The 24,653-nt window shown below is 67.2% G+C and carries 34 protein-coding genes; 33 read left to right on the plus strand and 1 reads right to left on the minus strand.

Going from position 1 to position 24,653, the window contains the following annotated elements; all coding sequences use genetic code 11:
* Positions 1-173 precede the first annotated feature (173 nt).
* The 31 genes from rpsJ to rplQ all read left to right on the plus strand — a co-directional run bounded on the left by rpsJ (position 174) and on the right by rplQ (position 18,129).
* Positions 174-482: a 30S ribosomal protein S10 gene (gene rpsJ, locus ABD188_RS07525; RefSeq protein ID WP_013584016.1), complete on the plus strand. Its 309-nt coding sequence runs from the start codon at positions 174-176 to the stop codon at positions 480-482.
* Positions 483-490: 8 nt separating this feature from the next.
* Positions 491-1,150, plus strand: coding sequence for a 50S ribosomal protein L3 (rplC, locus tag ABD188_RS07530; RefSeq protein WP_344060066.1), 660 nt, complete (start codon positions 491-493; stop codon positions 1,148-1,150).
* Between the two features lie 3 nt (positions 1,151-1,153).
* A complete protein-coding gene (rplD, locus tag ABD188_RS07535) occupies positions 1,154-1,816 on the plus strand; it encodes a 50S ribosomal protein L4 (protein ID WP_344060068.1) in 663 nt (220 codons plus the stop codon).
* Positions 1,813-2,124 carry a 50S ribosomal protein L23 gene (gene rplW / locus ABD188_RS07540; protein WP_344060070.1) on the plus strand — a complete coding sequence of 104 codons (312 nt, stop codon included), beginning with the start codon at positions 1,813-1,815 and terminating at the stop codon, positions 2,122-2,124. The genes rplD and rplW overlap by 4 nt, the downstream gene beginning before the upstream one ends.
* A 24-nt stretch (positions 2,125-2,148) precedes the next feature.
* Positions 2,149-2,988 (plus strand): 50S ribosomal protein L2, encoded by an 840-nt coding sequence (gene rplB / locus ABD188_RS07545; RefSeq protein WP_344060071.1) that lies wholly within the window; start codon positions 2,149-2,151, stop codon positions 2,986-2,988.
* A gap of 12 nt (positions 2,989-3,000) precedes the next feature.
* Complete coding sequence (gene rpsS, locus ABD188_RS07550) at positions 3,001-3,282, plus strand: 30S ribosomal protein S19 (protein ID WP_344060073.1); 282 nt, start codon at positions 3,001-3,003, stop codon at positions 3,280-3,282.
* A gap of 21 nt (positions 3,283-3,303) precedes the next feature.
* Positions 3,304-3,717, plus strand: a complete 414-nt coding sequence (rplV, locus tag ABD188_RS07555; RefSeq protein ID WP_344060076.1) for a 50S ribosomal protein L22 — start codon at positions 3,304-3,306, stop codon at positions 3,715-3,717.
* Entirely contained in the window at positions 3,717-4,478 is a 762-nt protein-coding gene (rpsC, locus tag ABD188_RS07560; protein ID WP_344060078.1) for a 30S ribosomal protein S3, read from the plus strand. The genes rplV and rpsC overlap by 1 nt, the downstream gene beginning before the upstream one ends.
* Positions 4,478-4,897: a 50S ribosomal protein L16 gene (gene rplP, locus ABD188_RS07565; protein WP_005050509.1), complete on the plus strand. Its 420-nt coding sequence runs from the start codon at positions 4,478-4,480 to the stop codon at positions 4,895-4,897. Before rpsC ends, rplP begins: the two co-directional genes overlap by 1 nt.
* Positions 4,897-5,211, plus strand: a complete 315-nt coding sequence (gene rpmC, locus ABD188_RS07570; protein ID WP_344060080.1) for a 50S ribosomal protein L29 — start codon at positions 4,897-4,899, stop codon at positions 5,209-5,211. Before rplP ends, rpmC begins: the two co-directional genes overlap by 1 nt.
* A complete protein-coding gene (gene rpsQ, locus ABD188_RS07575; protein WP_425561335.1) occupies positions 5,211-5,600 on the plus strand; it encodes a 30S ribosomal protein S17 in 390 nt (129 codons plus the stop codon). The genes rpmC and rpsQ overlap by 1 nt, the downstream gene beginning before the upstream one ends.
* Positions 5,597-5,965, plus strand: a complete 369-nt coding sequence (gene rplN / locus ABD188_RS07580) for a 50S ribosomal protein L14 (RefSeq protein ID WP_191766096.1) — start codon at positions 5,597-5,599, stop codon at positions 5,963-5,965. The genes rpsQ and rplN overlap by 4 nt, the downstream gene beginning before the upstream one ends.
* A 2-nt stretch (positions 5,966-5,967) precedes the next feature.
* A complete protein-coding gene (gene rplX / locus ABD188_RS07585) occupies positions 5,968-6,327 on the plus strand; it encodes a 50S ribosomal protein L24 (RefSeq protein WP_344060083.1) in 360 nt (119 codons plus the stop codon).
* Between the two features lie 2 nt (positions 6,328-6,329).
* The gene (gene rplE, locus ABD188_RS07590; protein WP_344060085.1) at positions 6,330-6,920 is read left to right on the plus strand and encodes a 50S ribosomal protein L5; all 591 of its coding nucleotides are present in this window, start codon (positions 6,330-6,332) and stop codon (positions 6,918-6,920) included.
* Positions 6,921-7,002: 82 nt separating this feature from the next.
* The gene (rpsH, locus tag ABD188_RS07595; RefSeq protein WP_344060087.1) at positions 7,003-7,401 is read left to right on the plus strand and encodes a 30S ribosomal protein S8; all 399 of its coding nucleotides are present in this window, start codon (positions 7,003-7,005) and stop codon (positions 7,399-7,401) included.
* A gap of 6 nt (positions 7,402-7,407) precedes the next feature.
* Positions 7,408-7,944: a 50S ribosomal protein L6 gene (gene rplF / locus ABD188_RS07600; RefSeq protein ID WP_344060089.1), complete on the plus strand. Its 537-nt coding sequence runs from the start codon at positions 7,408-7,410 to the stop codon at positions 7,942-7,944.
* 2 nt (positions 7,945-7,946) lie between these two features.
* A complete protein-coding gene (rplR, locus tag ABD188_RS07605; protein ID WP_344060091.1) occupies positions 7,947-8,306 on the plus strand; it encodes a 50S ribosomal protein L18 in 360 nt (119 codons plus the stop codon).
* Positions 8,303-9,007, plus strand: coding sequence for a 30S ribosomal protein S5 (gene rpsE / locus ABD188_RS07610; protein ID WP_344060093.1), 705 nt, complete (start codon positions 8,303-8,305; stop codon positions 9,005-9,007). Before rplR ends, rpsE begins: the two co-directional genes overlap by 4 nt.
* Positions 9,007-9,192 carry a 50S ribosomal protein L30 gene (rpmD, locus tag ABD188_RS07615; RefSeq protein ID WP_344060095.1) on the plus strand — a complete coding sequence of 62 codons (186 nt, stop codon included), beginning with the start codon at positions 9,007-9,009 and terminating at the stop codon, positions 9,190-9,192. Before rpsE ends, rpmD begins: the two co-directional genes overlap by 1 nt.
* Entirely contained in the window at positions 9,192-9,782 is a 591-nt protein-coding gene (rplO, locus tag ABD188_RS07620; RefSeq protein ID WP_344060097.1) for a 50S ribosomal protein L15, read from the plus strand. The genes rpmD and rplO overlap by 1 nt, the downstream gene beginning before the upstream one ends.
* Before the next feature lie 96 nt (positions 9,783-9,878).
* A complete protein-coding gene (gene secY, locus ABD188_RS07625; protein ID WP_344060099.1) occupies positions 9,879-11,201 on the plus strand; it encodes a preprotein translocase subunit SecY in 1,323 nt (440 codons plus the stop codon).
* Positions 11,198-11,821: an adenylate kinase gene (locus ABD188_RS07630; protein ID WP_344060101.1), complete on the plus strand. Its 624-nt coding sequence runs from the start codon at positions 11,198-11,200 to the stop codon at positions 11,819-11,821. The genes secY and ABD188_RS07630 overlap by 4 nt, the downstream gene beginning before the upstream one ends.
* A 4-nt stretch (positions 11,822-11,825) precedes the next feature.
* A complete protein-coding gene (gene map, locus ABD188_RS07635; protein ID WP_344060103.1) occupies positions 11,826-12,665 on the plus strand; it encodes a type I methionyl aminopeptidase in 840 nt (279 codons plus the stop codon).
* A 12-nt stretch (positions 12,666-12,677) separates the two neighbouring features.
* The gene (locus ABD188_RS07640; protein ID WP_344060105.1) at positions 12,678-13,373 is read left to right on the plus strand and encodes a DsbA family protein; all 696 of its coding nucleotides are present in this window, start codon (positions 12,678-12,680) and stop codon (positions 13,371-13,373) included.
* A 202-nt stretch (positions 13,374-13,575) separates the two neighbouring features.
* A complete protein-coding gene (locus ABD188_RS07645; RefSeq protein ID WP_344060107.1) occupies positions 13,576-14,583 on the plus strand; it encodes a hypothetical protein in 1,008 nt (335 codons plus the stop codon).
* 301 nt (positions 14,584-14,884) lie between these two features.
* Positions 14,885-15,106, plus strand: a complete 222-nt coding sequence (infA, locus tag ABD188_RS07650; protein ID WP_017201569.1) for a translation initiation factor IF-1 — start codon at positions 14,885-14,887, stop codon at positions 15,104-15,106.
* Positions 15,107-15,203: 97 nt separating this feature from the next.
* On the plus strand, positions 15,204-15,320 hold the full coding sequence (rpmJ, locus tag ABD188_RS07655) for a 50S ribosomal protein L36 (RefSeq protein ID WP_056224002.1): 117 nt from the start codon (positions 15,204-15,206) through the stop codon (positions 15,318-15,320).
* Between the two features lie 209 nt (positions 15,321-15,529).
* Entirely contained in the window at positions 15,530-15,904 is a 375-nt protein-coding gene (gene rpsM, locus ABD188_RS07660; RefSeq protein ID WP_344060109.1) for a 30S ribosomal protein S13, read from the plus strand.
* Positions 15,905-15,941: 37 nt separating this feature from the next.
* A complete protein-coding gene (gene rpsK, locus ABD188_RS07665) occupies positions 15,942-16,340 on the plus strand; it encodes a 30S ribosomal protein S11 (protein WP_179437262.1) in 399 nt (132 codons plus the stop codon).
* A 162-nt stretch (positions 16,341-16,502) separates the two neighbouring features.
* On the plus strand, positions 16,503-17,492 hold the full coding sequence (locus ABD188_RS07670) for a DNA-directed RNA polymerase subunit alpha (protein WP_344060110.1): 990 nt from the start codon (positions 16,503-16,505) through the stop codon (positions 17,490-17,492).
* Positions 17,493-17,535: 43 nt separating this feature from the next.
* Positions 17,536-18,129 (plus strand): 50S ribosomal protein L17, encoded by a 594-nt coding sequence (rplQ, locus tag ABD188_RS07675; protein ID WP_344060112.1) that lies wholly within the window; start codon positions 17,536-17,538, stop codon positions 18,127-18,129.
* Between the two features lie 533 nt (positions 18,130-18,662).
* On the opposite strand, the gene ABD188_RS07680 is transcribed toward rplQ, so the two are convergent.
* Positions 18,663-20,771 carry an acyltransferase family protein gene (locus ABD188_RS07680; protein WP_344060114.1) on the minus strand — a complete coding sequence of 703 codons (2,109 nt, stop codon included), beginning with the start codon at positions 20,769-20,771 and terminating at the stop codon, positions 18,663-18,665.
* A 219-nt stretch (positions 20,772-20,990) separates the two neighbouring features.
* Here ABD188_RS07680 and ABD188_RS07685 point away from each other — a divergent pair, with 219 nt between their 5' ends.
* Together ABD188_RS07685 and ABD188_RS07690 are read left to right on the plus strand one after the other, a co-directional pair.
* Positions 20,991-23,168, plus strand: coding sequence for an adenylate/guanylate cyclase domain-containing protein (locus ABD188_RS07685; RefSeq protein ID WP_344060116.1), 2,178 nt, complete (start codon positions 20,991-20,993; stop codon positions 23,166-23,168).
* Between the two features lie 8 nt (positions 23,169-23,176).
* Complete coding sequence (locus tag ABD188_RS07690; RefSeq protein WP_344060118.1) at positions 23,177-24,622, plus strand: mechanosensitive ion channel domain-containing protein; 1,446 nt, start codon at positions 23,177-23,179, stop codon at positions 24,620-24,622.
* Positions 24,623-24,653: the final 31 nt, after the last annotated feature.

Raw genomic sequence — 24,653 nt, forward strand, 5'->3', positions numbered from 1 at the left:
ACCGGATGCCGCGGCATCCGGGTTGACAGCAGAACAGTGGTGCAGCATCCCTCGACAAGCTCGGGAACCGAGTACCGCGAGGAAAGAAGTGCCATGGCGCGTGAGCGCCACCGTGCGTCCAATGCCCCCGGGGAGTCCGGGACGGTAAGACGTGAGAAGAGAGAGAGCAGACAATGGCGGGACAGAAGATCCGCATTCGCCTGAAGTCGTACGATCACGCCGGCCTCGATTCGTCGGCCCGCAAGATCGTCGACACCGTGACCCGTGCCGGCGCGACCGTTGTGGGCCCCGTGCCCCTGCCGACCGAGAAGAACGTCGTGTGCGTCATCCGGTCGCCCCACAAGTACAAGGACAGCCGCGAGCACTTCGAGATGCGCACCCACAAGCGTCTGATCGACATCATCGACCCGACGCCCAAGGCCGTCGACTCGCTGATGCGTCTCGACCTGCCGGCCGATGTCAACATCGAGATCAAGCTCTGAGGTTCGACATGGCTGACATCAACAACAAGATTTCGAAGGGACTGCTGGGCACCAAGCTCGGCATGACCCAGGTGTGGAACGAGCAGGGCAAGCTCATTCCCGTCACCGTCATCGAGGTGGCTCCGAACGTGGTGACCCAGGTTCGCACCCCCGAGAAGGACGGCTACAACGCCGTGCAGATCGCCTACGGGCAGATCGACCCGCGCAAGGTCAACCAGCCGCTGACCGCCCACTTCGAGGCTGCCGGCGTCACGCCGCGCCGCCACCTCACCGAGATCCGCACGGCTGACGCCGCGGACTACTCGCTGGGCCAGGAGCTCACCGCTGAGGGCACGTTCCAGGCCGGCCAGCTGGTCGACGTCGTCGGCACCAGCAAGGGCAAGGGCTTCGCCGGTGTCATGAAGCGTCACAACTTCAAGGGCGTCTCGGCATCGCACGGTTCGCACCGCAACCACCGCAAGCCCGGCTCGATCGGCGCATCGTCGACCCCGAGCCGCGTCTTCAAGGGCATGCGCATGGCCGGCCGTATGGGTGGCGAGCGCGTGACCGTCCTCAACCTCACGGTGCACGCCGTCGACGCCGAGAAGGGTCTGCTGCTCGTCAAGGGCGCCGTCCCCGGTGCACGCGGCCGCATCGTCTACGTCCGCAACGCAGTGAAGGGGGCCTAGTCCATGGCCGACTCGACTCTCGCGCTCGACGTGCTGACCGCCGACGGCAAGAAGGCCGGCTCTGTGGAGCTGCCCGCCTCGGTGTTCGACGTCAAGACGAACATCCCGCTCATCCACCAGGTCGTCGTCGCGCAGCGCGCGGCGGCTCGCCAGGGCACGCACTCGACCAAGCGTCGTGGCGAGGTCTCCGGTGCCGGCCGCAAGCCCTTCAAGCAGAAGGGCACGGGTAACGCCCGTCAGGGCTCGATCCGCGCGCCGCACATGACCGGCGGTGGCATCGTCCACGGCCCGAAGCCGCGCGACTACTCGCAGCGCACCCCCAAGAAGATGATCGCCGCCGCTCTGCTCGGATCGCTCAGCGACCGCGCCCGCGGTGACCGCCTGCACGTCGTCGACTCCTTCGCGATCGAGGGTGCTCCCTCGACGAAGGCCGCTGCCGCTGTGCTCGCCGGCTTCTCCGCGATCAAGAACGTCCTGGTCGTCATCGACCGCGACGACGAGATCACCGTCAAGAGCGTGCGCAACCTGAAGTACGTCCACGTGCTGACGTTCGACCAGCTCAACGCCTACGACGTGCTCGTCTCCGACGACATCGTCTTCACCAAGGCCGCCTACGACGCGTTCGTCGCATCGAAGGCCGGCGCCACCGAGGAGGTCTCGGCATGAGCACCCTGAACACGGCACTCAACAAGGACCCGCGCGACGTCATCCTGAAGCCGGTCGTCTCCGAGAAGAGCTACGGGCTCATCGACGAGGGCAAGTACACGTTCCTCGTGGACCCCCGCGCGACCAAGACCGAGATCAAGCTCGCCATCGAGAAGATCTTCGGCGTCAAGGTTGCTGCGGTCAACACGATCAACCGCGTCGGCAAGGCCCGCCGCACCCGCTTCGGCACCGGCAAGCGCAAGGACACCAAGCGCGCCATCGTGACCCTGAAGTCGGGCACCATCGACATCTTCACGGCAGTCGGCTGACGGTCGGGATAGAGGACTAGAGATATGGCTATTCGCAAATACAAGCCCACGACCCCGGGTCGCCGCGGCTCGTCGGTGGCCGACTTCGCCGAGATCACCCGATCGACGCCTGAGAAGTCGCTCCTCCGCCCGCTGTCCAAGACCGGTGGCCGCAACAACCAGGGCCGCATCACCACCCGTCACATCGGTGGTGGCCACAAGCGTCAGTACCGCGTCATCGACTTCCGTCGCAACGACAAGGACGGCATCGACGCCAAGGTCGCCCACATCGAGTACGACCCGAACCGCACCGCACGCATCGCGCTGCTGCACTACGCGGACGGCGAGAAGCGCTACATCATCGCGCCGAACAAGCTGTCGCAGGGTGACATCGTCGAGTCGGGTCCCTCGGCCGACATCAAGCCCGGCAACAACCTGCCGCTGCGCAACATCCCGACCGGTACGGTGATCCACGCGATCGAGCTCCGCCCCGGTGGCGGTGCGAAGATGGCCCGTTCGGCCGGCGTCTCGGTGCGTCTGGTCGCCAAGGACGGTCCGTACGCGCAGCTGCGTCTCCCCTCGGGCGAGATCCGCAATGTCGACGCGCGCTGCCGCGCGACCGTCGGCGAGGTCGGCAACGCCGAGCAGTCGAACATCAACTGGGGCAAGGCCGGCCGCAACCGCTGGAAGGGCATCCGCCCGACCGTCCGCGGTGTCGCGATGAACCCGGTCGACCACCCGCACGGTGGTGGCGAGGGCAAGACGTCCGGTGGACGTCACCCGGTGACGCCGTGGGGCCAGAAGGAAGGCCGCACGCGTCACGCCAACAAGGAAAGCGACCAGTACATCGTCCGCCGTCGCAACGCCGGCAAGAAGCGCAAGTAGGAGTAGAGGAAGATGCCACGCAGTCTTAAGAAGGGCCCCTTCGTCGACGAGCACCTGCTTCGCAAGGTAGTCGTCCAGAACGAGGCAGGTACCAAGAACGTCGTCAAGACGTGGTCACGTCGCTCGATGATCGTCCCGGCAATGCTGGGTCACACGATCGCCGTGCACGACGGCCGCAAGCACATCCCCGTGTTCGTGACCGAGACCATGGTCGGACACAAACTGGGCGAATTCGCGCCCACCCGCACCTTCCGCGGCCACGAGAAGGATGACAAGAAGGGCCGTCGCCGCTAGGCGACTGAGGAGGAGAGAGAAATGGTGGAGTCCATCGCACGAGTGCGACACATCCGCGTGACCCCTCAGAAGGCTCGTCGTGTCGTCGCCCTCATCAAGGGCAAGCAGGCTCAGGAGGCCCTGGCCATCCTGAAGTTCGCGCCGCAGGCTGCAAGCGAGCCGATCTACAAGCTCGTCGCCGCCGGGATCGCGAACGCTCGCGTGAAGGCCGACAAGGACGGCGAGTACCTGGACGAGCAGGACCTGTACGTGGCCAACGCGTACGTCGACGAGGGCACGACGCTCAAGCGTTTCCAGCCCCGTGCTCAGGGTCGCGCGTTCCAGATCAAGAAGCGCACGAGCCACATCACGGTCGTGCTCTCGACGCCGGAGGTCGCTGATGCTTCGACAAGCTCAGCAACCGCGGGAACCAAGAACAAGAAGGCGAGCAAGTAATGGGCCAGAAGGTAAACCCGTACGGCTTCCGCCTCGGCATCACCACCGACCACGTGTCGCGCTGGTTCTCCGACTCGACGAAGCCCGGACAGCGCTACGCCGACTACGTGGCCGAGGACATCAAGATCCGGAAGCTGCTGCAGACGAGTCTCGACCGTGCCGGCGTGAGCAACATCGAGATCGAGCGCACGCGCGACCGCGTCCGTGTCGACATCCACACCGCCCGCCCGGGCATCGTGATCGGCCGCCGCGGCGCCGAGGCCGAGCGCATCCGCACCGACCTCGAGAAGCTCTCCGGCAAGCAGATCCAGCTGAACATCCTCGAGGTCAAGAACCCCGAGGCCGACGCTCAGCTCGTCGCGCAGGGTATCGCCGAGCAGCTCTCCGCTCGCGTGGCATTCCGCCGCGCGATGCGCAAGGGCCTGCAGGGCGCGCAGCGCGCGGGCGCCAAGGGCGTCCGCATCCAGGTCTCCGGCCGCCTCGGCGGCGCTGAGATGAGCCGGTCGGAGTTCTACCGCGAGGGTCGTGTGCCGCTACACACGCTGCGCGCGAACATCGACTACGGCTTCTACGAGGCCAAGACCACCTTCGGCCGCATCGGCGTGAAGGTCTGGATCTACAAGGGCGACCTCACCAACAAGGAACTGGCGCGCGAGCAGGCCAACGCACCGAAGGCACCCCGTGGTCGTGACGACCGCGGTGGCGACCGTCGCCGTGGCCCGCGCAACGATGCCCCCGTGGCAGAAGGAGCGTCTGCCTGATGCTTATTCCCCGCAAGGTCAAGTACCGTAAGCAGCACCACCCCGGCCGTTCCGGCCAGGCCACCGGTGGCACGAAGGTGTCGTTCGGTGAGTTCGGCATCCAGGCCATCACGCCCGCGTACGTGACGAACCGTCAGATCGAGTCCGCTCGTATCGCGATGACGCGTCACATCAAGCGTGGCGGAAAGGTGTGGATCAACATCTACCCCGACCGTCCGCTCACGAAGAAGCCGGCCGAAACCCGCATGGGTTCCGGTAAGGGTTCGCCGGAGTGGTGGGTCGCAAACGTCAAGCCGGGTCGCGTCCTCTTCGAGGTCGCGGGCGTCAACGAGCAGCTCGCTCGTGAGGCCCTCACCCGTGCCATTCACAAGCTGCCTCTCAAGGCACGCATCATCAAGCGCGAGGAGGGCGACGCGTAATGGCGATCGGCACCAAGACGCTCGCACCGAGCGAGCTCGACACTTTCGAGGACCAGCGCCTCGTCGAGGAGCTGCGCAAGGCCAAGGAAGAGCTGTTCAACCTGCGCTTCCAGTCGGCCACCGGCCAGCTCGAGAGCCACGGCCGCATCCGTGCGGTCAAGCGCGACATCGCGCGGCTCTACACCGTGATCCGTGAGCGCGAGCTCGGCATCCGTGCCACGCCCGCGCCCCTGGAGGTCGCCGCCAAGGCGAAGAAGACGAAGGCCAAGAAGGCGGATGCCGCCGACGTGGCCGTAAAGGAAGAGGCCGAGTAATGGCTGAGACCACTGAAAAGGGCGCCGAGAAGAAGGCCGCCCCGAAGAAGGCCGCTGCCAAGGTCGAGGCCCCCGTGGCCGAGGCCGTGGAGGCCAAGGGACACGAGTCCTCCGCGCACGACGTGCGCGACGCCGATGCCCGCGGTTACCGCAAGGCACGTCGCGGCTACGTCGTGAGCGACAAGATGGACAAGACCATCGTCGTCGAGGTCGAGGACCGCGTGAAGCACCCCCTCTACGGCAAGGTCATCCGTCGCACCTCGAAGGTCAAGGCGCACGATGAGGCGAACAGCGCCGGCATCGGCGACCTCGTCCTCATCAACGAGACCCGCCCGCTGAGCGCGACCAAGCGCTGGCGCCTGGTGGAGATTCTGGAGAAGGCCAAGTGATTCAGCAGGAATCCCGCCTCAAGGTCGCCGACAACACCGGCGCCAAGGAACTGCTCACGATCCGCGTGCTCGGTGGCTCGCACCGCCGGTACGCCGGTCTGGGCGACACCATCGTGGCAACGGTCAAGGATGCGATCCCGGGCGGCAACGTCAAGAAGGGCGATGTGGTCAAGGCCGTCATCGTCCGCACCAAGAAGGAGACGCGCCGTCCCGACGGCTCGTACATCAAGTTCGACGAGAACGCCGCCGTCATCCTGAAGAACGACGGGGAGCCCCGCGGCACCCGCATCTTCGGACCGGTCGGCCGTGAGCTTCGCGACAAGAAGTTCATGAAGATCGTCTCGCTGGCGCCGGAGGTCATTTAGTCATGGCGAAGATCAAGAAGGGTGACCTGGTTCAGGTCATCGCGGGCGCGAAGCCCGAGCGTGGCGGCGACCGCGGCAAGCAGGGCAAGGTCCTCGAGGTCCTCGTCGAGCAGAACCGCGTGATCGTCGAGGGCGTCAACTACGTCACCAAGCACACCCGCGTGGGCCAGACCCAGCGCGGCACCAAGACCGGTGGCATCGAGACCTTCGAAGCCCCGATCCACATCTCCAACGTCGCCGTCGTCGACCCCTCGAGCAAGAAGCCGACCCGTGTCGGCCACCGCGTCGAGGAGCAGACGAAGGATGGCGTGAAGCGCACCGTCCGCGTGCGCTACGCGAAGAAGTCAGGCAAGGACCTCTGATTATGAGCAGCACAACTGCCGTGGAGGCTGGCAAGATCCAGCCCCGCCTGAAGCAGAAGTACAACGGCGAGATCAAGAAGGCGCTGCAGGAGGAATTCGGCTACCCGAACGTCATGCAGATCCCCGGGCTCGTCAAGGTGGTCGTCAACACCGGCGTCGGCGAGGCAGCTCGCGACAGCAAGGTGATCGATGGCGCGGTCGACGACCTCACCAAGATCACCGGCCAGAAGCCGGTCGTCACGAAGGCCCGCAAGTCCATCGCGCAGTTCAAGCTGCGTGAGGGCCAGGCAATCGGCGCGCACGTCACCCTCCGTGGCGACCGTGCATGGGAGTTCCTGGACCGTCTCGTCAACCTCGCGCTGCCCCGCATCCGCGACTTCCGTGGCCTCTCGGGCACGCAGTTCGACGGGAACGGCAACTACACGTTCGGTCTCCAGGAGCAGTCCGTGTTCCACGAGATCAACCAGGACAAGATCGACCGCGTCCGCGGGTTCGACATCACCGTGGTGACGTCGGCCAAGACGGATGCCGAGGGCCGCGAGCTTCTGCGCCTCCTCGGCTTCCCGTTCCGCTCGGACGACGCCCAGGCTTGATCCATCGACGCATCCGCGTCATCCCACCACAGGTCGGCCGTCGTGTAACGGCGTACGAAACCTGGTGAACGAAGGAAACACCATGACAATGACAGACCCGGTCGCAGATATGCTGACCCGTCTGCGCAACGCGAACTCGGCGCACCACGACTCCGTGTCGCTGCCGAGCTCGAAGCTCAAGACCCACATCGCCGAGATCCTCAAGCGCGAGGGCTACATCGGGGACTGGAACGTCGAGGACGCCCGCGTCGGCCAGACCCTCACGCTCGAGCTCAAGTACGGCCCGAACCGCGAGCGGTCGATCGCCGGGATCAAGCGCGTCTCGAAGCCCGGCCTCCGTGTCTACGCGAAGTCGACCGAGATCCCCACCGTCCTCGGTGGCCTCGGCGTCGCCATCCTCTCCACCTCCTCTGGTCTTCTCACCGACCGCCAGGCCGAGCAGAAGGGCGTAGGTGGGGAAGTCCTCGCCTACGTGTGGTGATCTGACATGTCGCGTATCGGACGTCTCCCCATCGACATCCCCGCCGGCGTCACCGTCGCGGTGGACGGCCAGGATGTCGCCGTCAAGGGCCCGAAGGGCGAGCTTGCGCTCACCGTCTCGCGTCCCATCGAGGTCAAGGTCGAAGAGGGCCAGGTCGTCGTGACCCGCCCCGACGACGAGCGCGCATCGCGCTCGCTGCACGGCCTGACGCGGACGCTCATCAACAACAACATCATCGGCGTCACCACGGGCTACACCAAGGGCCTCGAGGTTGTCGGCACCGGCTACCGCGTCGTGCAGAAGGGCAGCTCGATCGAGTTCGCGCTCGGCTTCTCGCACCCCGTCCTGGTCGAGCCCCCCGCGGGGATCACCCTGACGGTCGAGGGCAACAACAAGGTGACCGTGAGCGGCATCGACAAGCAGGCCGTCGGCGAGGCGGCTGCAAACATCCGCAAGATCCGCAAGCCCGAGCCTTACAAGGGCAAGGGTGTGCGCTACGCCGGCGAGGTCGTTCGGCGCAAGGCCGGAAAGGCTGGTAAGTAACCATGGCTGTGAAGTCGAAGACAGACGCGCGCGCGCGTCGTCACTCCCGCCTTCGCAAGAAGGTCATCGGCACCGAGCTGCGTCCGCGCCTTGTCGTCACGCGTTCGGCCCGCCACGTCTTCGTGCAGGTCGTCGACGACAGCAAGGGCCGCACCGTGGCCTCGGCGTCGACGCTCGAAGCGGACCTGCGTTCGTTCGAGGGTGACAAGACCGCCAAGGCGCGCAAGGTCGGCGAGCTCGTCGCCGAGCGCGCGAAGGCTGCCGGCGTCGAAGACGTCGTGTTCGACCGCGGCGGCAACCGCTACGCGGGACGCGTTGCGGCGATCGCCGACGGCGCCCGCGAAGGGGGTCTGAACCTGTGAGCGATGCAGTGAACAACAACAACGGGGAGACCGAAGTGACCACCGAGCAGGCGCCTGCCGAGCAGGCCGCTCCCGTCGAGGCGACCACCGAGCGCGAGCGCGAGCCGCGTCGCGGTGGCCGCGAGCGCAACGCGAACCAGCGTGACCGCGGTTCGCGCGACGCCGACAAGAGCCAGTTCCTCGAGCGCGTCGTGACGATCAACCGCGTCTCGAAGGTCGTCAAGGGCGGTCGTCGCTTCAGCTTCACGGCGCTCGTCGTCGTGGGCGATGGCAACGGCGTCGTGGGCGTCGGCTACGGCAAGGCCCGCGAAGTGCCCCTCGCCATCTCGAAGGGCGTCGAAGAGGCCAAGCGCAACTTCTTCCGCGTGCCGCGCTCCGGCTCGACCATCCCGCACCCTGTTCAGGGTGAGGCAGCCGCCGGTGTGGTGCTCCTGCGCCCCGCCGCCGCCGGTACCGGTGTCATCGCGGGTGGACCCGTCCGCGCCGTGCTCGAGTGCGCCGGCATCCACGATGTCCTCTCGAAGTCGCTCGGCTCGTCGAACACGATCAACATCGTGCACGCGACCGTCGCCGCCCTGAAGCAGCTCGAGGAGCCCCGTGCGGTCGCCGCACGTCGCGGACTCGAGTTCGACCAGGTCGCGCCGGCTCGTCTCGTGCGTGCGGAGGCCGAGGCCGCCGCTGCTGCGAAGGTAGGTGCCTGATGGCCTCGCGTCTCAAGGTGACACAGATCAAGTCCAAGGTGAGTGAGAAGCAGAACCAGCGTCACACGCTGCGAAGCCTCGGTCTCAAGCGGATCGGCGACTCGGTCGTCCGTCCGGACGACGCGCAGACGCGCGGTTACGTCAAGACCGTCGCACACCTCGTGAAGGTTGAGGAGATCGACTAATGGCTGACAAGGCCGAGAAGAACACCGCCGAGGCCGAGGTCAAGGCTCCGAAGAAGGCTGCCGCCGACACGGCGTCTGCGAAGAAGGCCGACAAGGCGGATGGCGCGAAGAAGGCTTCGGCTTCGAAGAAGTCCGACGTCCCCGTGGCGCGCCCCGGCGTGCTGAAGGTGCACCACCTGCGTCCCGTCCCCGGGTCGAACACTCCCAAGACCCGCGTGGGTCGTGGAGAGGGCTCGAAGGGCAAGACGGCCGGTCGTGGCACCAAGGGCCAGAAGGCCCGCTATCAGGTCAAGGTCGGCTTCGAGGGTGGGCAGATGCCGTTGCACATGCGCACCCCGAAGCTCCGCGGATTCAAGAACCCGTTCCGGGTCGAGTACCAGGTCGTGAACCTGGAGAAGCTCGCCGAGCTCTACCCCAAGGGTGGCGACGTCACCATCGGCGACCTCGTCGCCAAGGGTGCAGTGCGCAAGAACGAGAAGGTCAAGGTGCTCGGCACCGGCGACATCTCGGTGAAGCTCAACGTGGCGGTCGACAAGGTCTCGGGTTCCGCCGAGCAGAAGATCGTCGCCGCGGGCGGCACCGTCAAGTAGTGCGCAGCGGGGGCCGGAGCTTGCTCCGGCCCCCGCTGGGTTACCCTGGTTGACGGTACGCCCGTTCGTACCGCCATCCCTTCTGGAGGCATCCTCTTGTTCAGCGCCATCGCGCGGGTCTTCCGTACCCCCGACCTTCGTCGGAAGATCGCATTCACTCTGGCGATCATCGCCTTGTACCGGCTCGGTGCCCACATCCCGGCCCCGTTCGTCGACTTCCCCAACGTGCAGGACTGCCTCCGGCAGTCCTCCGGCACCGAGGGTCTGCTGTCGTTGGTCAACCTGTTCTCCGGCGGCGCCCTGCTGCAGCTGTCGATCTTCGCGCTCGGCGTCATGCCGTACATCACCGCGACGATCATCGTGCAGCTGCTGCGCGTCGTCATCCCGCACTTCGAGACCCTCTACAAAGAGGGCCAGTCGGGGCAGGCGCGTCTCACGCAGTACACCCGCTACCTCACGATCGCGCTTGCACTGCTGCAGTCGACGACCCTCGTGACGGTGGCCCGCAGCGGCCAGCTGTTCGGCACCAGCAGTGTGCCCGAGTGTCAGCAGCTGCTGACCAACGACGTGTGGTGGGCGCAGCTGCTCATGATCATCACGTTGACCGCCGGCACCGGCCTCATCATGTGGTTCGCCGAGCTCATCACCGAGCGCGGCATCGGCAACGGCATGTCGATCCTGATCTTCACGTCCATCGCCGCGTCCTTCCCGACCGCGATGGGTGCGATCTGGGCGACCAAGGGCTTCGAGGTCTTCCTCCTGGTCCTCGCCGTCGGCATCGTCGTCGTGGCTCTCGTCGTGTACGTCGAGCAATCGCAGCGACGCATCCCGGTGCAGTACGCCAAGCGCATGGTCGGCCGACGCACCTACGGCGGCACGAACACCTACATCCCGATCAAGGTCAACATGGCAGGTGTCGTGCCGGTCATCTTCGCCTCGTCGCTGCTGTACATCCCGGCGCTGCTCGCGCAGTTCAACCAGCCGCAGGCGGGGGAGACCCCGGCTGGCTGGGTCGTCTGGATCACGAACTACCTGACCAAGGGCGATCACCCGCTCTACATGCTGCTGTACTTCCTGCTCATCGTCGGCTTCACCTACTTCTACGTCGCGATCACGTTCAATCCTGTCGAGGTCGCCGACAACATGAAGAAGTACGGCGGGTTCATCCCCGGCATCCGTGCCGGTCGTCCGACCGCCGAATACCTCGACTACGTGCTGACGCGCATCACCCTGGCCGGTGCGATCTACCTGGGCCTCATCGCCCTCCTTCCGCTCATCGCCCTTGCGACGGTCGGTGCCAACCAGAACTTCCCGTTCGGTGGCGCATCGATCCTGATCATCGTCGGTGTCGGTCTCGAGACCGTGAAGCAGATCGACGCCCAGCTGCAGCAGCGCCACTACGAAGGACTACTGCGATGACCCTTCGACCGACTCAGGATGGCGCGGCATCCCGGCTGCTCATCGTCGGACCCCAGGGTTCCGGCAAAGGCACCCAGGGCATCCGCATCGCCGAGGCGTTCGGAATCCCCGCGATCTCCACCGGAGACGTCTTCCGCGGAGCCGTCGCGGCAGGTACGGAGCTCGGACTTCAGGTGCAGGCGATCATCGCGGCGGGCGACCTGGTCTCGGATGAGCTGACGAGCGCGGTCGTCCGCGACCGGCTGGCCCAGCCCGACGCGGCCCACGGCTTCCTGCTCGACGGATACCCGCGCAACCTTGCTCAGGTGCGTTCGCTCGACGAGTTCCTCGATGGTCGCGGCCAGGAGTTGGATGCCGTCATCGAGCTCGACGTGCCGCGCGACGAGAGCATCGCGCGACTCTCGCTGCGCGCGACGGAGCAGGGCCGCACGGATGACACCGAAGAGGTCATCGCGAACCGTCTCGCGATCTACGAGCGCGAGACCTCGCCGATCCTCGACGTGTACCGCGATCGCGGCATCGTCGACGTGATCGACGGTCTGGGCTCGCTCGATGAGATCACCGACCGGGTCATCGCGGCGCTCGAGGCCCGGGGCATGAGTCGCCCGGCCGCGGCCTGAAACCGTGGCGCTGCGCCGTTCGATCTACAAGTCCCCCGCCCAGCTGCGGGCGATGGTGGAACCGGGGCTCATCACGGCCGCCGCGCTCGACGCCGCCCGCTCGCTGATCGCGCCAGGCGTCACCACCGCCGAACTGGATGCCGCGGCATCCGACCTCATCATCGCGCGCGGTGCGAAGTCCAACTTCAAGATGGTGCGCGACTATCGGCACACCATCTGCGCGTCGGTGAACCAGGAGGTCGTCCACGGGATACCCGGCGACCGGGTGCTCGAGCCGGGCGACATCCTGTCCGTCGACGCGGGGGCCGAGTACAAGGGCTGGAACGGCGACTCCGCGTTCTCGGTCGTGCTGCCGGATCCTTCTCGTCCTGCTGTGGTCGCCGAGCGCGAGCGACTGTCGGACGTGACCGAGGGGTCGCTGTGGGCGGGCATCGCGGCGATGGCCACGGCATCGCACATCGGCGAGATCGGCACGGCGGTGCAGGGCTACATCGAGGCGAATGCTCCGGATGGCGGCTACGGCATCCTGCGCGAGTACGTCGGGCACGGCATCGGACGCACCATGCACGAATCGCCGTCGGTCTTCAACTACCGCGTCGCCGACCCGGGTCCTGAGGTGCGGCCCGGGCTGGTCCTGGCGATCGAGCCGATGGTCGTCATCGGCGACCAGGCGACCTTCGTCGAGGACGACGGCTGGACCGTGTCGACGCTCGACGGCTCAGCCGGCTCACATTGGGAACATAGCGTCGCCGTGCACGATGGGGGCATCTGGGTTCTGACGGCGCCCGACGGCGGAGCCGCCGGGCTCGCGCCGTTCGGCGTCACACCGCGAGAGATCGCGTAACGGAGAAGGACGATGATGGCTGGTGGGGCGCGCAGGGTCAACTGGTTCGCGATCTGGGTGAGTGTCGCAGTGGTGGCGGTGCTCGTCGGCGTCGGCGTGCTCGTCGTGACTCTCAACAACCAAGCGACCGACCCGGGCCCGGGCGAGCCGCCCACGGCGTCGAACATCGACACCGACACGGGCGCGATCCTCGTCGGCAGCGGCGAGTCCACCATGGACACGTACATCGACTTCATGTGCCCCATCTGCAACCAGTTCGAGCAGGCCTACGGCGAGGCCATCCAGGGTCTCGTCGACGACGGGACGATCACCCTCGGCATCCACCCGATCGCCATCCTCGATCACCAGTCGCAGGGAACCGAGTACTCCACGCGTGCGGCGAGCGCCATGTACTGCGTGGCGGTGGCGGATGCGGATGCCGTCGTCCCGTTCATGCAGGCGATGTATGCGAACCAGCCGCAGGAGGGTTCGACCGGCCTCACCGACGAGCAGATCCTGGGCATCGCGGCTGCCGCCGGAGTCAGCGACATCGACGATTGCGTGAACAGCGGCCGCTACTCGAAGTTCGTGACGGCGATGACCAAGGAGACGCCCGTTCAGCCCGGCGCGGCCGGCGTCGGAACGCCGACCATCGCGATCAACGGCGAGGTCATCGCGAACTCGACACTTCCGGAGCCCGCCGACCTCGCGTCGCTGTTCGCGTCGTAGCCCGCGCGCCGCGCGCCGTGCGCGGTCGAACCCACACCCTGAGGCCCGAGCCCACCTCTCCGTGCGGCGGCGATGCGTGGGCTCGAGCGCAGATCTGTGGGTTCGCGCGGACCGGTCCTCCCCAGCGAGCGGATCGGTGGCTTCGTGCACGAGTGTGGACGACGGATGCTGCAGCACGAGGACGCGCGCACACGATGGGCGGATGGACATCGCCGACATCGGCATCAAGGTGCTCTCCGCCGCCGACATGGGGATGCGAGGCATGGGGCGGACGGACCTTCGTGACGCAGTGCGAGGTGGGCGGCTCGTGGTCGTGCACCGCGGGTGGTACGTAGACGCCACAACCTGGCGCGGGTGGTATCCCGAGTCACGCCACGTGGCCAAGGCGCTGGCGGTGGTGCGCACGATGCGCGGCGGAGAAGTCCTGCTGTCCCACGCCTCGGCTGCAGCCCTCTGGGGGCTTCCCTTCTATCGGTTCGACCCACCGCGCGTGCACGTGAGCGGAGCCGGAACCAACGGCGTGACCCGGGGTTCATCGGGGGTCGCTCGGCACGAGGTCGCTGTTGAGGGACATCACGCTGAGGTGGACGGCGTCCCCGTCACCAGCCTGGCCCGGACTGCCGCGGACCTTGCTGGTCGGCTGCCGCTCGAGGCTGCGATCTCGATCGTCGATGCGGCCCTGCGGAAGGTCGCTTGGGTCGATGGGTCGCGCCGCTACGACATCGACGCGGCAGAGGAGTGGAAGGCGAAGGTACTCGGTTGCAGCGCCCTCCGTCGTGGAGCCCGCGGGAGTGTGCAGGGACGGTGGGTCGTCGAGTTCGCGGACGGACGCGCGCAGCTGCCGGGGGAAAGCGTGAGCCGCCTGTATCTGCACCAACTGGGCTTCGCCCCGCCCAGACTGCAGGTGCGGATAGACCACAGCACCGGGTGGTACGACATCGACTTCGGCTTGGATGATGTTCAAGTCTGGGGCGAGTTCGACGGGACTGGCAAGTACACGGATCCCGAGATGCTCGCCGAGAGGTCCACGGCCGAGGCGGTGCTCGAGGAGAAGCGGCGCGAAGACGACATCCGCGGGCGCACGCGCCGCCCGATCATCCGGTGGGGAAGCCCTCACATCCGAGACGTGGATGCGTTCCGGCAGCGGCTCGCCGACTTCCATGTGCGTCCGCCAGCCGGTCCGGGCGGCGTGTCTCGGAGCTTCTCGTGAGATGTGAACTGGTGGCCGCAATCGAACCCACATGCGCCGGCGCCAGTCCACATGACCGCGCGCCGTGGTTCAGTGGGCTGGACCTCGAAGATGTGGGTTCGGCGGGAAGGCCGCACCACTGCGCACACCGGCGCCGGCGCGGCCACACACCCCGAACCCGGCGATCCCCGGTCCGGTTTGCCGCGGCATCCTAGATCACGTATGATTGATCCTTGGTGCTTTGCGCCCTCGTTGGCGTGTCGAGGCACCGAAACCCCCATCAACCGCAGACCGACCGGTCTGCACAAGCGTGAGCGAGTGTATGGCGAAGAAAGACGGTGTCATCGAGATCGAGGGCGTGATCTCCGAGGCGCTGCCCAACGCGATGTTCCGCGTTGAGCTGAGCAACGGACACAAGGTCCTCGCCACGATCTCGGGCAAGATGCGGCAGAACTACATCCGCATCATTCCGGAGGACCGCGTGGTCGTAGAGCTCAGCCCCTACGACCTGACCCGCGGCCGAATCGTCTACCGCTACCGCTAGACCGGTCGAGAAGTAACGCCCCATCCGTTGATCGGATGCCGCCCCAGGCGGTGTATCGAAATTCGGATGCCCGGCGAAGACAGCGAAACAGGAAATCATGAAGGTCAATCCCAGCGTCAAGCCCATCTGCGACCACTGCAAGGTCATCCGCCGCCACGGCGTCGTGATGGTCATCTGCAAGTCGAACCCGCGCCACAAGCAGCGCCAGGGCTGAGCTCGTCGAAGCCTGAGCTCGTCGAAGCCTGAGCTCGTCGAAGCCTAGTCACAGATTCGATTCCGGATGCCGCGAGGCGCGGCATCCGGAACACCACAACTGAACACATAACAGGCAGTTTCAGATCCCGGGCAACCGGGGGACACCTCGGGCGGAGGCCCGGGCACCGATCCTGCTCCATACCTCCACAAACTCCCTAGGAGAGCCGCATGGCACGTCTTGCCGGCGTTGACATCCCGCGCGACAAGCGCGTAGTGATCGCCCTTACCTACATCTACGGTGTTGGCCCGACCCGCTCGAAAGAGATCCTGGCCGCGACCGAGATCAGCCCCGAGGTCCGCGTGAAGGACCTGTCCGACGATCAGCTGATCGCGCTCCGCGACACGATCGAGGGCAACTACAAGGTGGAGGGTGACCTTCGCCGTGAGGTCGCCGCCGACATCCGCCGCAAGGTCGAGATCGGCTCCTACGAGGGCATCCGTCACCGTCGCGGCCTGCCCGTGCGCGGACAGCGCACCAAGACGAACGCCCGCACCCGCAAGGGACCCAAGCGCACCGTCGCCGGCAAGAAGAAGGCGCGCTAGGCCGCCGCCTGCGCTCAGGATTCAGGAGAACAAGCACATGGCACAGGCCAAGACCGCCGCGCGCAAGCCGCGCCGCAAGGAGAAGAAGAACATCGCGCTGGGCCACGCCCACATCAAGTCGACGTTCAACAACACGATCGTGTCGATCACCGACCCGTCCGGCGCTGTCATCAGCTGGGCATCGTCGGGTGGCGTGGGCTTCAAGGGCTCGCGCAAGTCGACGCCGTATGCCGCCGGCATGGCCGCGGAGTCCGCTGCCCGCCAGGCGCAGGAGCACGGCGTCAAGAAGGTCGACGTCTTCGTGAAGGGCCCGGGCTCCGGTCGCGAGACCGCGATCCGCTCGCTGCAGGCTGCCGGCCTCGAGGTCGGCTCGATCAGCGACGTGACGCCCCAGGCTCACAACGGCTGCCGTCCGCCGAAGCGCCGCCGCGTCTGACTTCTTCGACGACGCTCGGGGACCGGGGACGCGTCCACGGTCCCTCGGGCGTCGCACTCTGATCGACGGATGCCGCGGCCCGCGGCATCCCTGAACACAACTCAACACACCTCACCCACTGCACGTGTCATATAGCGGACACGTGATTGAAAGGAACCCATAGTGCTCATCGCACAGCGTCCCACTCTGACCGAGGAGAAGATCGGGGAGTTCCGCAGCCGCTTCATCATCGAGCCGCTGGAGCCTGGCTTCGGCTACACGATCGGCAACGCGCTGCGTCGCAGCCTCCTGTCTTCGATCCCCGGTGCGGCCGTCACGAGCATCCGCATCGACGGCGTCCTCCACGAGTTCAGCACCATTCCCGGTGTCAAGGAGGATGTCACCGAGATCATCCTGAACATCAAGCAGCTCGTCGTCTCGAGCGAGCGCGACGAGCCCATCACGGCGTACCTGCGCAAGACGGGTGCCGGTGAGGTCACGGCCGCCGACATCTCGGCTCCCGCCGGTGTCGAGGTCCACAACCCCGAGCTGGTCATCGCGACGCTCAACGACTCGGCCAAGTTCGAGCTCGAGCTCACGATCGAGCGTGGCCGCGGCTACGTGTCGGCAACCCAGAACCGCAACGAGTACGCCGAGGCCGGTCAGATCCCGATCGACTCGATCTACTCGCCGGTGCTCAAGGTCAGCTACCGCGTCGATGCCACCCGTGCCGGTGAGCGCACCGACTTCGACAAGCTCGTGCTGGACGTGGAGTCCAAGTCGAGCATCGCTCCCCGCGACGCCGTCGCGTCGGCCGGTCGCACCCTGACCGAGCTGTTCGGCCTCGCCCGTGAGCTCAATGTCGAGGCCGAGGGCATCGAGATCGGCCCCGCGCCGGTCGAGACCGTCCTGTCCAACGAGCTGTCGATGCCGATCGAAGACCTCGATCTGTCGGTGCGCTCGTACAACTGCCTCAAGCGTGAGGGCATCAACACCGTGAGCGAGCTCGTCGCGCTCTCGGAGACGCAGCTCATGAACATCCGCAACTTCGGTCAGAAGTCGGTCGACGAGGTGCGCGACAAGCTCATCTCGCTCGGACTGTCGCTGAAGGACTCGGTCCCCGGGTTCGACGGTGCGCACTTCTACGGCGGCTACGACGACGAGACCGTCTGAGCCCGTCGTCCACGACCCGATTTCACACTGGAGTAATTGAGACATGCCCAAGCCCACGAAGGGTCCCCGCCTCGGCGGCGGTCCCGCCCACGAGCGCCTGCTGCTTGCGAACCTCGCCGCTGCGCTGTTCACGCACAAGTCGATCAAGACGACCGAGACCAAGGCGAAGCGCCTGCGTCCGCTCGCCGAGCGTCTGGTCACGTTCGCCAAGCGCGGCGACCTGCACGCCCGTCGCCGCGTCCTGTCGGTGATCGGTGACAAGACCGTCGTGCACGAGCTCTTCACCGAGATCGCGCCGCTGGTCGCCGACCGTGAGGGCGGCTACACCCGCATCACCAAGGTCGGCAACCGCAAGGGCGACAACGCTCCGATGGCCGTCATCGAGCTCGTCCTCGAGCCCGTGACGAAGAAGCCGTCCGCCAAGAAGGCTGCGAAGGCGGATGCCGCACCCGCCGCCGAGGCACCGGCAGAAGACACCGTCGCTGACGAGGTCATCGCCGACGAGACCGTCGCCGACGAGACCGCTGCCGACGAGACGCCGGCAGACGCCGGCGCCGAGTCGCCGGAAGAGGGCGCGGCCGCCGAGGCTGCGGCCGAGGACGCCGTCGTGACCCCCGCCGAGGAGAAGTCCGAGTGATCGGACGACCGGGCGAATGAGTCCGGTCGGCCGCGGCATCCGTGCCACGGCCACCTTGCACCCGTGAGACCCGCGAGCCCCCTGGGGCCTGCGGGTCTCACGCGTTTCCGGGCAACGGGGAGTGTCGCCCGGTCCCCCTAGGCTGAGCGCGTCACCGAGGCGACCCGTGCGGAGCGTATCGGCGCGACACCCGATCCCATCCTGCCGAGTCATCCGGATGTCCCACCCCGCATTCGCGACTCCCCGTGACGAGATCGAGGAGATCCTCGTGGCGTCCTTCTACCAGCCGGACCGGGACACGCTGGTCGGGCTCGCGGCAGACGGTCCATCCGCGCCGATCGCGCTCGTCCCGTACGTCCCCGAGTTCACGGAGCTCACACGCACGGCGCGCAACGACGCGTTCCGAGATCACCGGGGGAGTCTCGAGACGTTGCCCGAGCGGTGGAGCCACTTCGTCGACGGGCCGCGCCTGCGTCCCGATCTGTCGGTGCTCGCCGTCGAGGACGGGCGGGTCGTCGCCTTCGCGCCGGTGACTAACGAACCTGCGGTGCCGGGTGGAGACGCAGGTTCTCGCGCACCCGCATCTCGAGCTCGTACTGACGCTGCGCCCGTTCCTTCTCGATCTGATCGATCGTCGTCGCCACGGTGTCGGCGAAGACGTGGCCGCCCGAGGCGCCGGGGTGGATCTGATCGCCCGCCAGCAAGTCGGTGTGGGCGCTGATCGCGCCCGACCAGTCGGCGACGACGACGCCCGGGTGCGATGACGCGAAAGCGCTGAGGTCCGCGTTCACCTCCGGGATCCAGTCGCGCGGGGCGAAGGCGTTCACCAGCACCACGCTGCGGTCGGGCCCGGCGATCGCCGTCATGCGCTCGAGCGCGTCGAGGCTGACAGGTCCGTTCGTGCCGAGTGCGACGACCACGAATTCGCGCAGCTCTCCGTTCGCGGCAAGGCTCTCGACGATGCCGGGGCCCGCCCATGTCGAGCGCGACACCGCGGCGTCGATCTGGATTCCGGGAAAGCGCTCGAGCAAGGCGGGCGCCGACGCCAGCATGACCGAGTCGCCTACGGCGGAGATCTCGTCGCCGGTGATCGGTGTCGGCGACGGTGTGGGCTCGGGGTCCGCGGATGGCGTGGACGGCGCGGCCTCAGCAGTCGCCGTCGGGGTCGCACTGGGAGCGGGCGTCGCGCTCGGAGTCGCCGACGCTGTCGCGGCCTGCTGGTTCGCCTGGTCGAGCGCGACCTGCCCCGCCGCGACGGCTGCCTCACCACCCGATGTCGCCGGTGCCGCGGCGATGCCGGCGGCCGTACCCCACACCACCACGACGGCCACCGCCGACAGCCCGAGGGCGCGCAGTCGCGACCGTGGACCGCGTTGCAGCTGCGAGACCATCCGCGAGAAAGTGCCGCGGAAGCCGTACCGGCGCACGGGCGTCTCGACGAAGCGGTACGACAGCTCGGCGGCTGCGATGGTCAGACCCAGCACGCCGACACCGATCCAGGTGGGCACACCGGACCGCGTGCCCGCGCCACGGATGCCGGCCATCGCGAGCACGAGCAGCGGCCAGTGCCACAGATAGATCCCGTACGAGCGCTCGCCGATCCAGCGCAGCGGCGGAGCATCCATCCCCCGCGCGTAGGCCGAACCCGGCCACGTGGCCGTGGCGATCACGATGACGCTCAGGATGCTGGCCGCCAGGAGGGTACCCGGAAAGGTGATGCCGCCGTCAGCGGGCACCATCATCGCGCTGGCGACGATGCCCGCCACGGCGACCACGCCCACGACCGATACGGCGACGCGCGTTCCGCTGCGGTCCATCCACGCGGGGCGGAACAGGGACGGTGCGGGCTTGGGGGTCGGCGCCGTCTTCGGCTGCACGATCGTCCAGCCCGGTGGCAGGGTGACGGAGGGAACCATGACCGGAAGTCGAGCCGCATCCTCGGAGGGTGCAGGCGCGGCGGACCGCCGAAGGATAGGCCCGAGCACGAATGCGAGCGCGATGCCCACGAGGATGCCGAACGAGTGTGTGTCGGTGCCGAAGTAGACGCGAGTCAGGTCGCCCCCCGCGCTGACCAGAGAGGCCATCCAGGCCGCGGAGGCCGCCGCGAGAGCGAGGGCAGCGGCCGCGCGACCCCACGCGCGCGGGATCAGGAGGAACAGCGGCAGGATGAGGGGCCACACCACGTAGAACTGCTCTTCGACCGCGAGGGACCAGAAGTTTCGGAAGAGCTCGGGTGCCCCACTGCTGAAATAGCCCGTGTCGCCCGAAATCGAGATCCAGTTGTAGCTGAACGTGAACGCGCCGACCACCTGCGCGCCCAGGTTCAGGAGCACGTCACCGCCGATGATCCACGCCGCGCTCGCACAGACCGTCACGACGAGGGTGAGCGCCGGCAGCAGGCGCCGGGCGCGTCGTCGCCAGAAGTCTGCGAGTGCGATTCGGCCGGTCATGGCCTGCTCGCGAAGCAGGAGGCTGGTGATGAGGAAGCCGCTGATCACGAAGAACACATCGACGCCCAGGAAACCGCTCGGCAGAAGGGGCGGGAACAGGTGGTAGACGACCACCAGGATCACCGCGAGCGCGCGCAGGCCATCGAGCCCCGCGTATCGGACGGGGCTGGTTTTCGGCGCGTTCGACGTCATGAGTTTCTCGGCTGAGGGGGGAGCCCTCATTCTACGGGGGGGCGTGATCCGCATCGATCCTGAACACGCGCGGCGAGGGCCGCGGTCGCATGCGGGGAATGTGACGCCGCGGCGCTCTATCTGCGGAGATGCCGCGGGCGCTAGTCTGTGCATACCTCGCCAGGCGAAGGTCCTGGGGCCCTTCTCATGCCATGGGCGAGTCCTTCGAGGAGCACAGACTTGTCCGACCCGTCCGCAGCGACCGCGGCACCGACGCCCTGGGTCGGCAAGCCGCGCCGGCGGCGGCGCGCCGGACTTTCGATCTACTCGATACTGCTCATCATGCTGCTGTCGGTCAGTGTGCTCTCGAGCATCGTGGTCGGAATCATCGGCTACATCAACGGCACCGAGGCGCTGCGGACGATCGCCTACGATCGGCTGGTCGAGATCCGAGAGAACCGCAGCCGAGAGGTCGCGCAGCTGTTCGCGACGATCGAGAACTCCGTGAGCTTGAGCGCGCTGAACGACACGAGCAAACAGGCGGCACGCGAGTTCGCCGACGGGTTCGCCGAGCTCGAGAAGCAGCAGCTCAGCGCCGGTGAATCCGCCGCGCTCAACGTCTACTACCGCGACACGTTCGCAACCGATCTCTCCGAGGCGACGGGTGAGGAGGTCGACGGGTCGGCCTTCGCTCCTCGCGGCGGCGCCGAGGCCTACCTGCAGTACAACTACGTCATCCCGTATGCGGACTGGGAAGAGGCGATCCAGAACGAGGACGCGGGCGACGGCAGCGCCTGGTCGGCCGCCCACGCGAAATACCACGACTACTTCCGTACGATGACGCAGCTGCAGGACTTCGAGGACGTCCTCATGCTCGACACTCAGGGCAATGTCGTCTATTCCGCCTACAAGGGCGTCGACCTCGGTACCAACCTCTTCGACGGGCCGTACCGGCTCTCGAATCTCTCGACCGCCTACCGTCAGGCGATGGACCAGAACATCGTGGGCGATGTCGTGATCGCAGACTTCGCGCCCTACAGCCCGAGTCTCGGCGCGCCGGCAGGCTGGGCGGTGACTCCGATCGCCGACGACGGCGAGATCATCGGCGCCCTCGCGATCGAACTGCCGATCGACCGGATCAACGACGTCATGACGGTCGGCGGCGAGTGGAACGCGAACGGTCTCGGCGCCACCGGCGAGACCTACCTGGTCGGCCGCGACGATCTGATGCGGTCCATCTCGCGCCTGCTCATCGAGGATCCGGTCGCGTATCAGGAGGACGCCGTCAAGGCCGGGCTCGCGCCTGCCGCGGCCGCGCTGAGCGCGCAGAACGGCGACACACTGCTGCAGCAGACGATCACGGGCGACGCCGTGACGCGCGCACTCTCGGGCGAGGACGGCACGCTCCTCGAGCGCGACTACCTCGGTCGCGACAGTCTCACGGCCTACGCTCCGCTTGCCGTCGACGGGCTGAACTGGGCGATCGTCGCACAGGAGACCTCGGCAGAAGCACTCGTGCCCGTCGAGGACTTCACGCGCAACCTCATCCTCTCCACCGCCGGCATGATCATCTTCGTCTGCCTGCTCTCGCTCGTGCTAGCCCAGATCTTCGTGCGGCCGCTCCGCCGGCTCAAGTCCGCCGCGCAGCGGATCGCCGCGGGCGAGGAGGGTATCCAAGTCGATGCCGGATCCAGCGACGAACTCGCGGATGTCGCGACGGCGTTCAACGACATGAGCCGGAGCCTGGAGATCAAGTCCCACCTCATCGACGAGCAGGAGCGAGCGAACGAGCGCCTCATCCTGTCGTTCATGCCGGAGGGGATCGCGAACCGCTACAAGCACGGCGACGAGGCGATCACCCAGGACAGCGACGACGTCACGGTCGTCTTCGCCGACATCGTCGGGTTCGAAGAGCTCGCCCTCTCGATGTCGTCCGAAGATGCCGTGGCCCGCCTCAACGATCTGGTGCGCAGCTTCGACGAGGCCGCCGAGCGCCACGGCGTCGAGCGCGTGCGCACCACGCGCCAGAGCTACCTCGCCAGCTGCGGGCTCGCGACCCCCCGGGTCGACAACGCGCGGCGCGCCGTGGAGTTCGCGATGGAGCTCGAGACCATCCTCGATCGCTATTCGACGCAGCAGGGCGTGCAGCTGGGGCTTCGCGCGGGCCTCGACTCGGGCAAGGTCACGAGCGGTCTGATCGGTCGCGCGCGGGTCGTGTACGACATGTGGGGGGATGCCGTGAACCTGGCCTTCCGCGTGCAGGGCGACTCGAGCGAACCCGGCATCTACATCACGCAGCGCGTCGCCGACAGGCTCCCCGAATCGGTGTCCGTGCGTCCCGTCGGTGACGTCGAGACGCAGAACGGCACCCAGCGCGTCTGGAAGGTCGAGGCCGCCGTCCCCGTCGTGGAGGGCTGAGCACGCCGATGGCCGACATCTTCTCGCAGCCGTGGTTCTGGCCCGCGGTCATCGTGTCGGTGGGGCTGCCCGTGGCGCTCATCGGGCTCACCGAGCTGCACAATGCCCTCGCGCGCCGGGGCAGCCGGGCGGCCCCGATCATCCTGATGGTGCGCAACTACCTCGTGCCGGTGGCGGCGATCCTGGTGCTGATGGCGCAGCCGGGGGCGTGGCAGGGGCAGGGCACGTGGCCGAGGGTGGTGGCGACGGTCTTCGGACTGCTCGTCATCGTCGTCGTGATCAACGCGATCAACCACCTCGTGTTCCACCGCGGTGAGAAGGGGTCGTGGCGCGACAGGTTCCCGACGATCTTCAGCGACCTCATCCGCTTCGTCTTCATCATCGTGGGCATCGCGCTGCTGTTCTGGTGGGTGTGGGGGACGGATGTCGCGGGCGTCTTCGCCGCGCTCGGGGTGACGTCGATCATCGTCGGCCTGGCGCTGCAGAACGCCGTCGGCTCGATCGTGTCAGGACTCTTCCTCATCTTCGAAGCGCCGTTCGAGCTCGGCGACTGGATAGAGACCAGCGAGGACACCGGCTCCGCCCGCGGCCAGATCGTCGAGGTGAACTGGCGCGCCATCCACATCGACACCGGCAACGGGATCGTCATCATGCCGACCGCTGAGCTCGCCGAGGGGTCGTTCACGAATCTCTCCCGCAGCCCCGATCCGTACGCCGCGACACCGGAGGTCACGTTCGGCACCGACGACCCGCCGGGGCGGGTGCGTGAGATCCTCGTCTCGGTCGCGCGAGACATCCCGTTGGCCTCGCCGGATCGCGAGCCGAACGCGAAGAGCCTCGCCGGTTCGCGGTTCGCCGTCGCGATCCCGCTGCAGAATCCCGGCGACCACGACGCCGTCATCGACACCTTCCTGACGCGGCTCTGGTATGCGGCGCGCCGCGCAGATCTGCACCTCGACGGCGACATGACGGACGACTGGCGGACGCCGGCCCGGCTGCAGGACGCACTCCGACAGCTGGCCGCACCGCTCAGCCTCAAGCCCGGTGACACGGACGCGCTCGCGGCGCACACGCGCCTGGAGCGCTACTGCGCCGGGGAGTCGATCCTGCGGCCCGGTACGGTGCCGGTGGAGACCCGGTTCATCCTCAGCGGCACCGTCGTGCTCGGCATCCCGACCGAGGACCAGGGATTCGTGCAGGTCGCCCAGCTCGGCAAAGACGACGCGATCGGCATCACTGCGCTGTCGCGGACGCAGACCATCTCTCGCGCTGTGGCGACAAGCGACGTGGATGTCGTCGTCTTCCCGATCGAGGTGCTCGACGACATCGTGCGAGCGCACCCGGTGGTCGCGCGAGAGCTCGTCCGCGAGAGCGAGAACCGCCTCCAACGCGCGCGGATCGCACTGAGTGCGGTCGGCGAGCCGCTGCCCTTCGGCCGCCAGACGCTCGGCTGATCCATCCCGCGACCGCCGACCGACGGCCGAT

The organism is Microbacterium pumilum, assembly GCF_039530225.1.
GTDB lineage: Bacteria > Actinomycetota > Actinomycetes > Actinomycetales > Microbacteriaceae > Microbacterium > Microbacterium pumilum.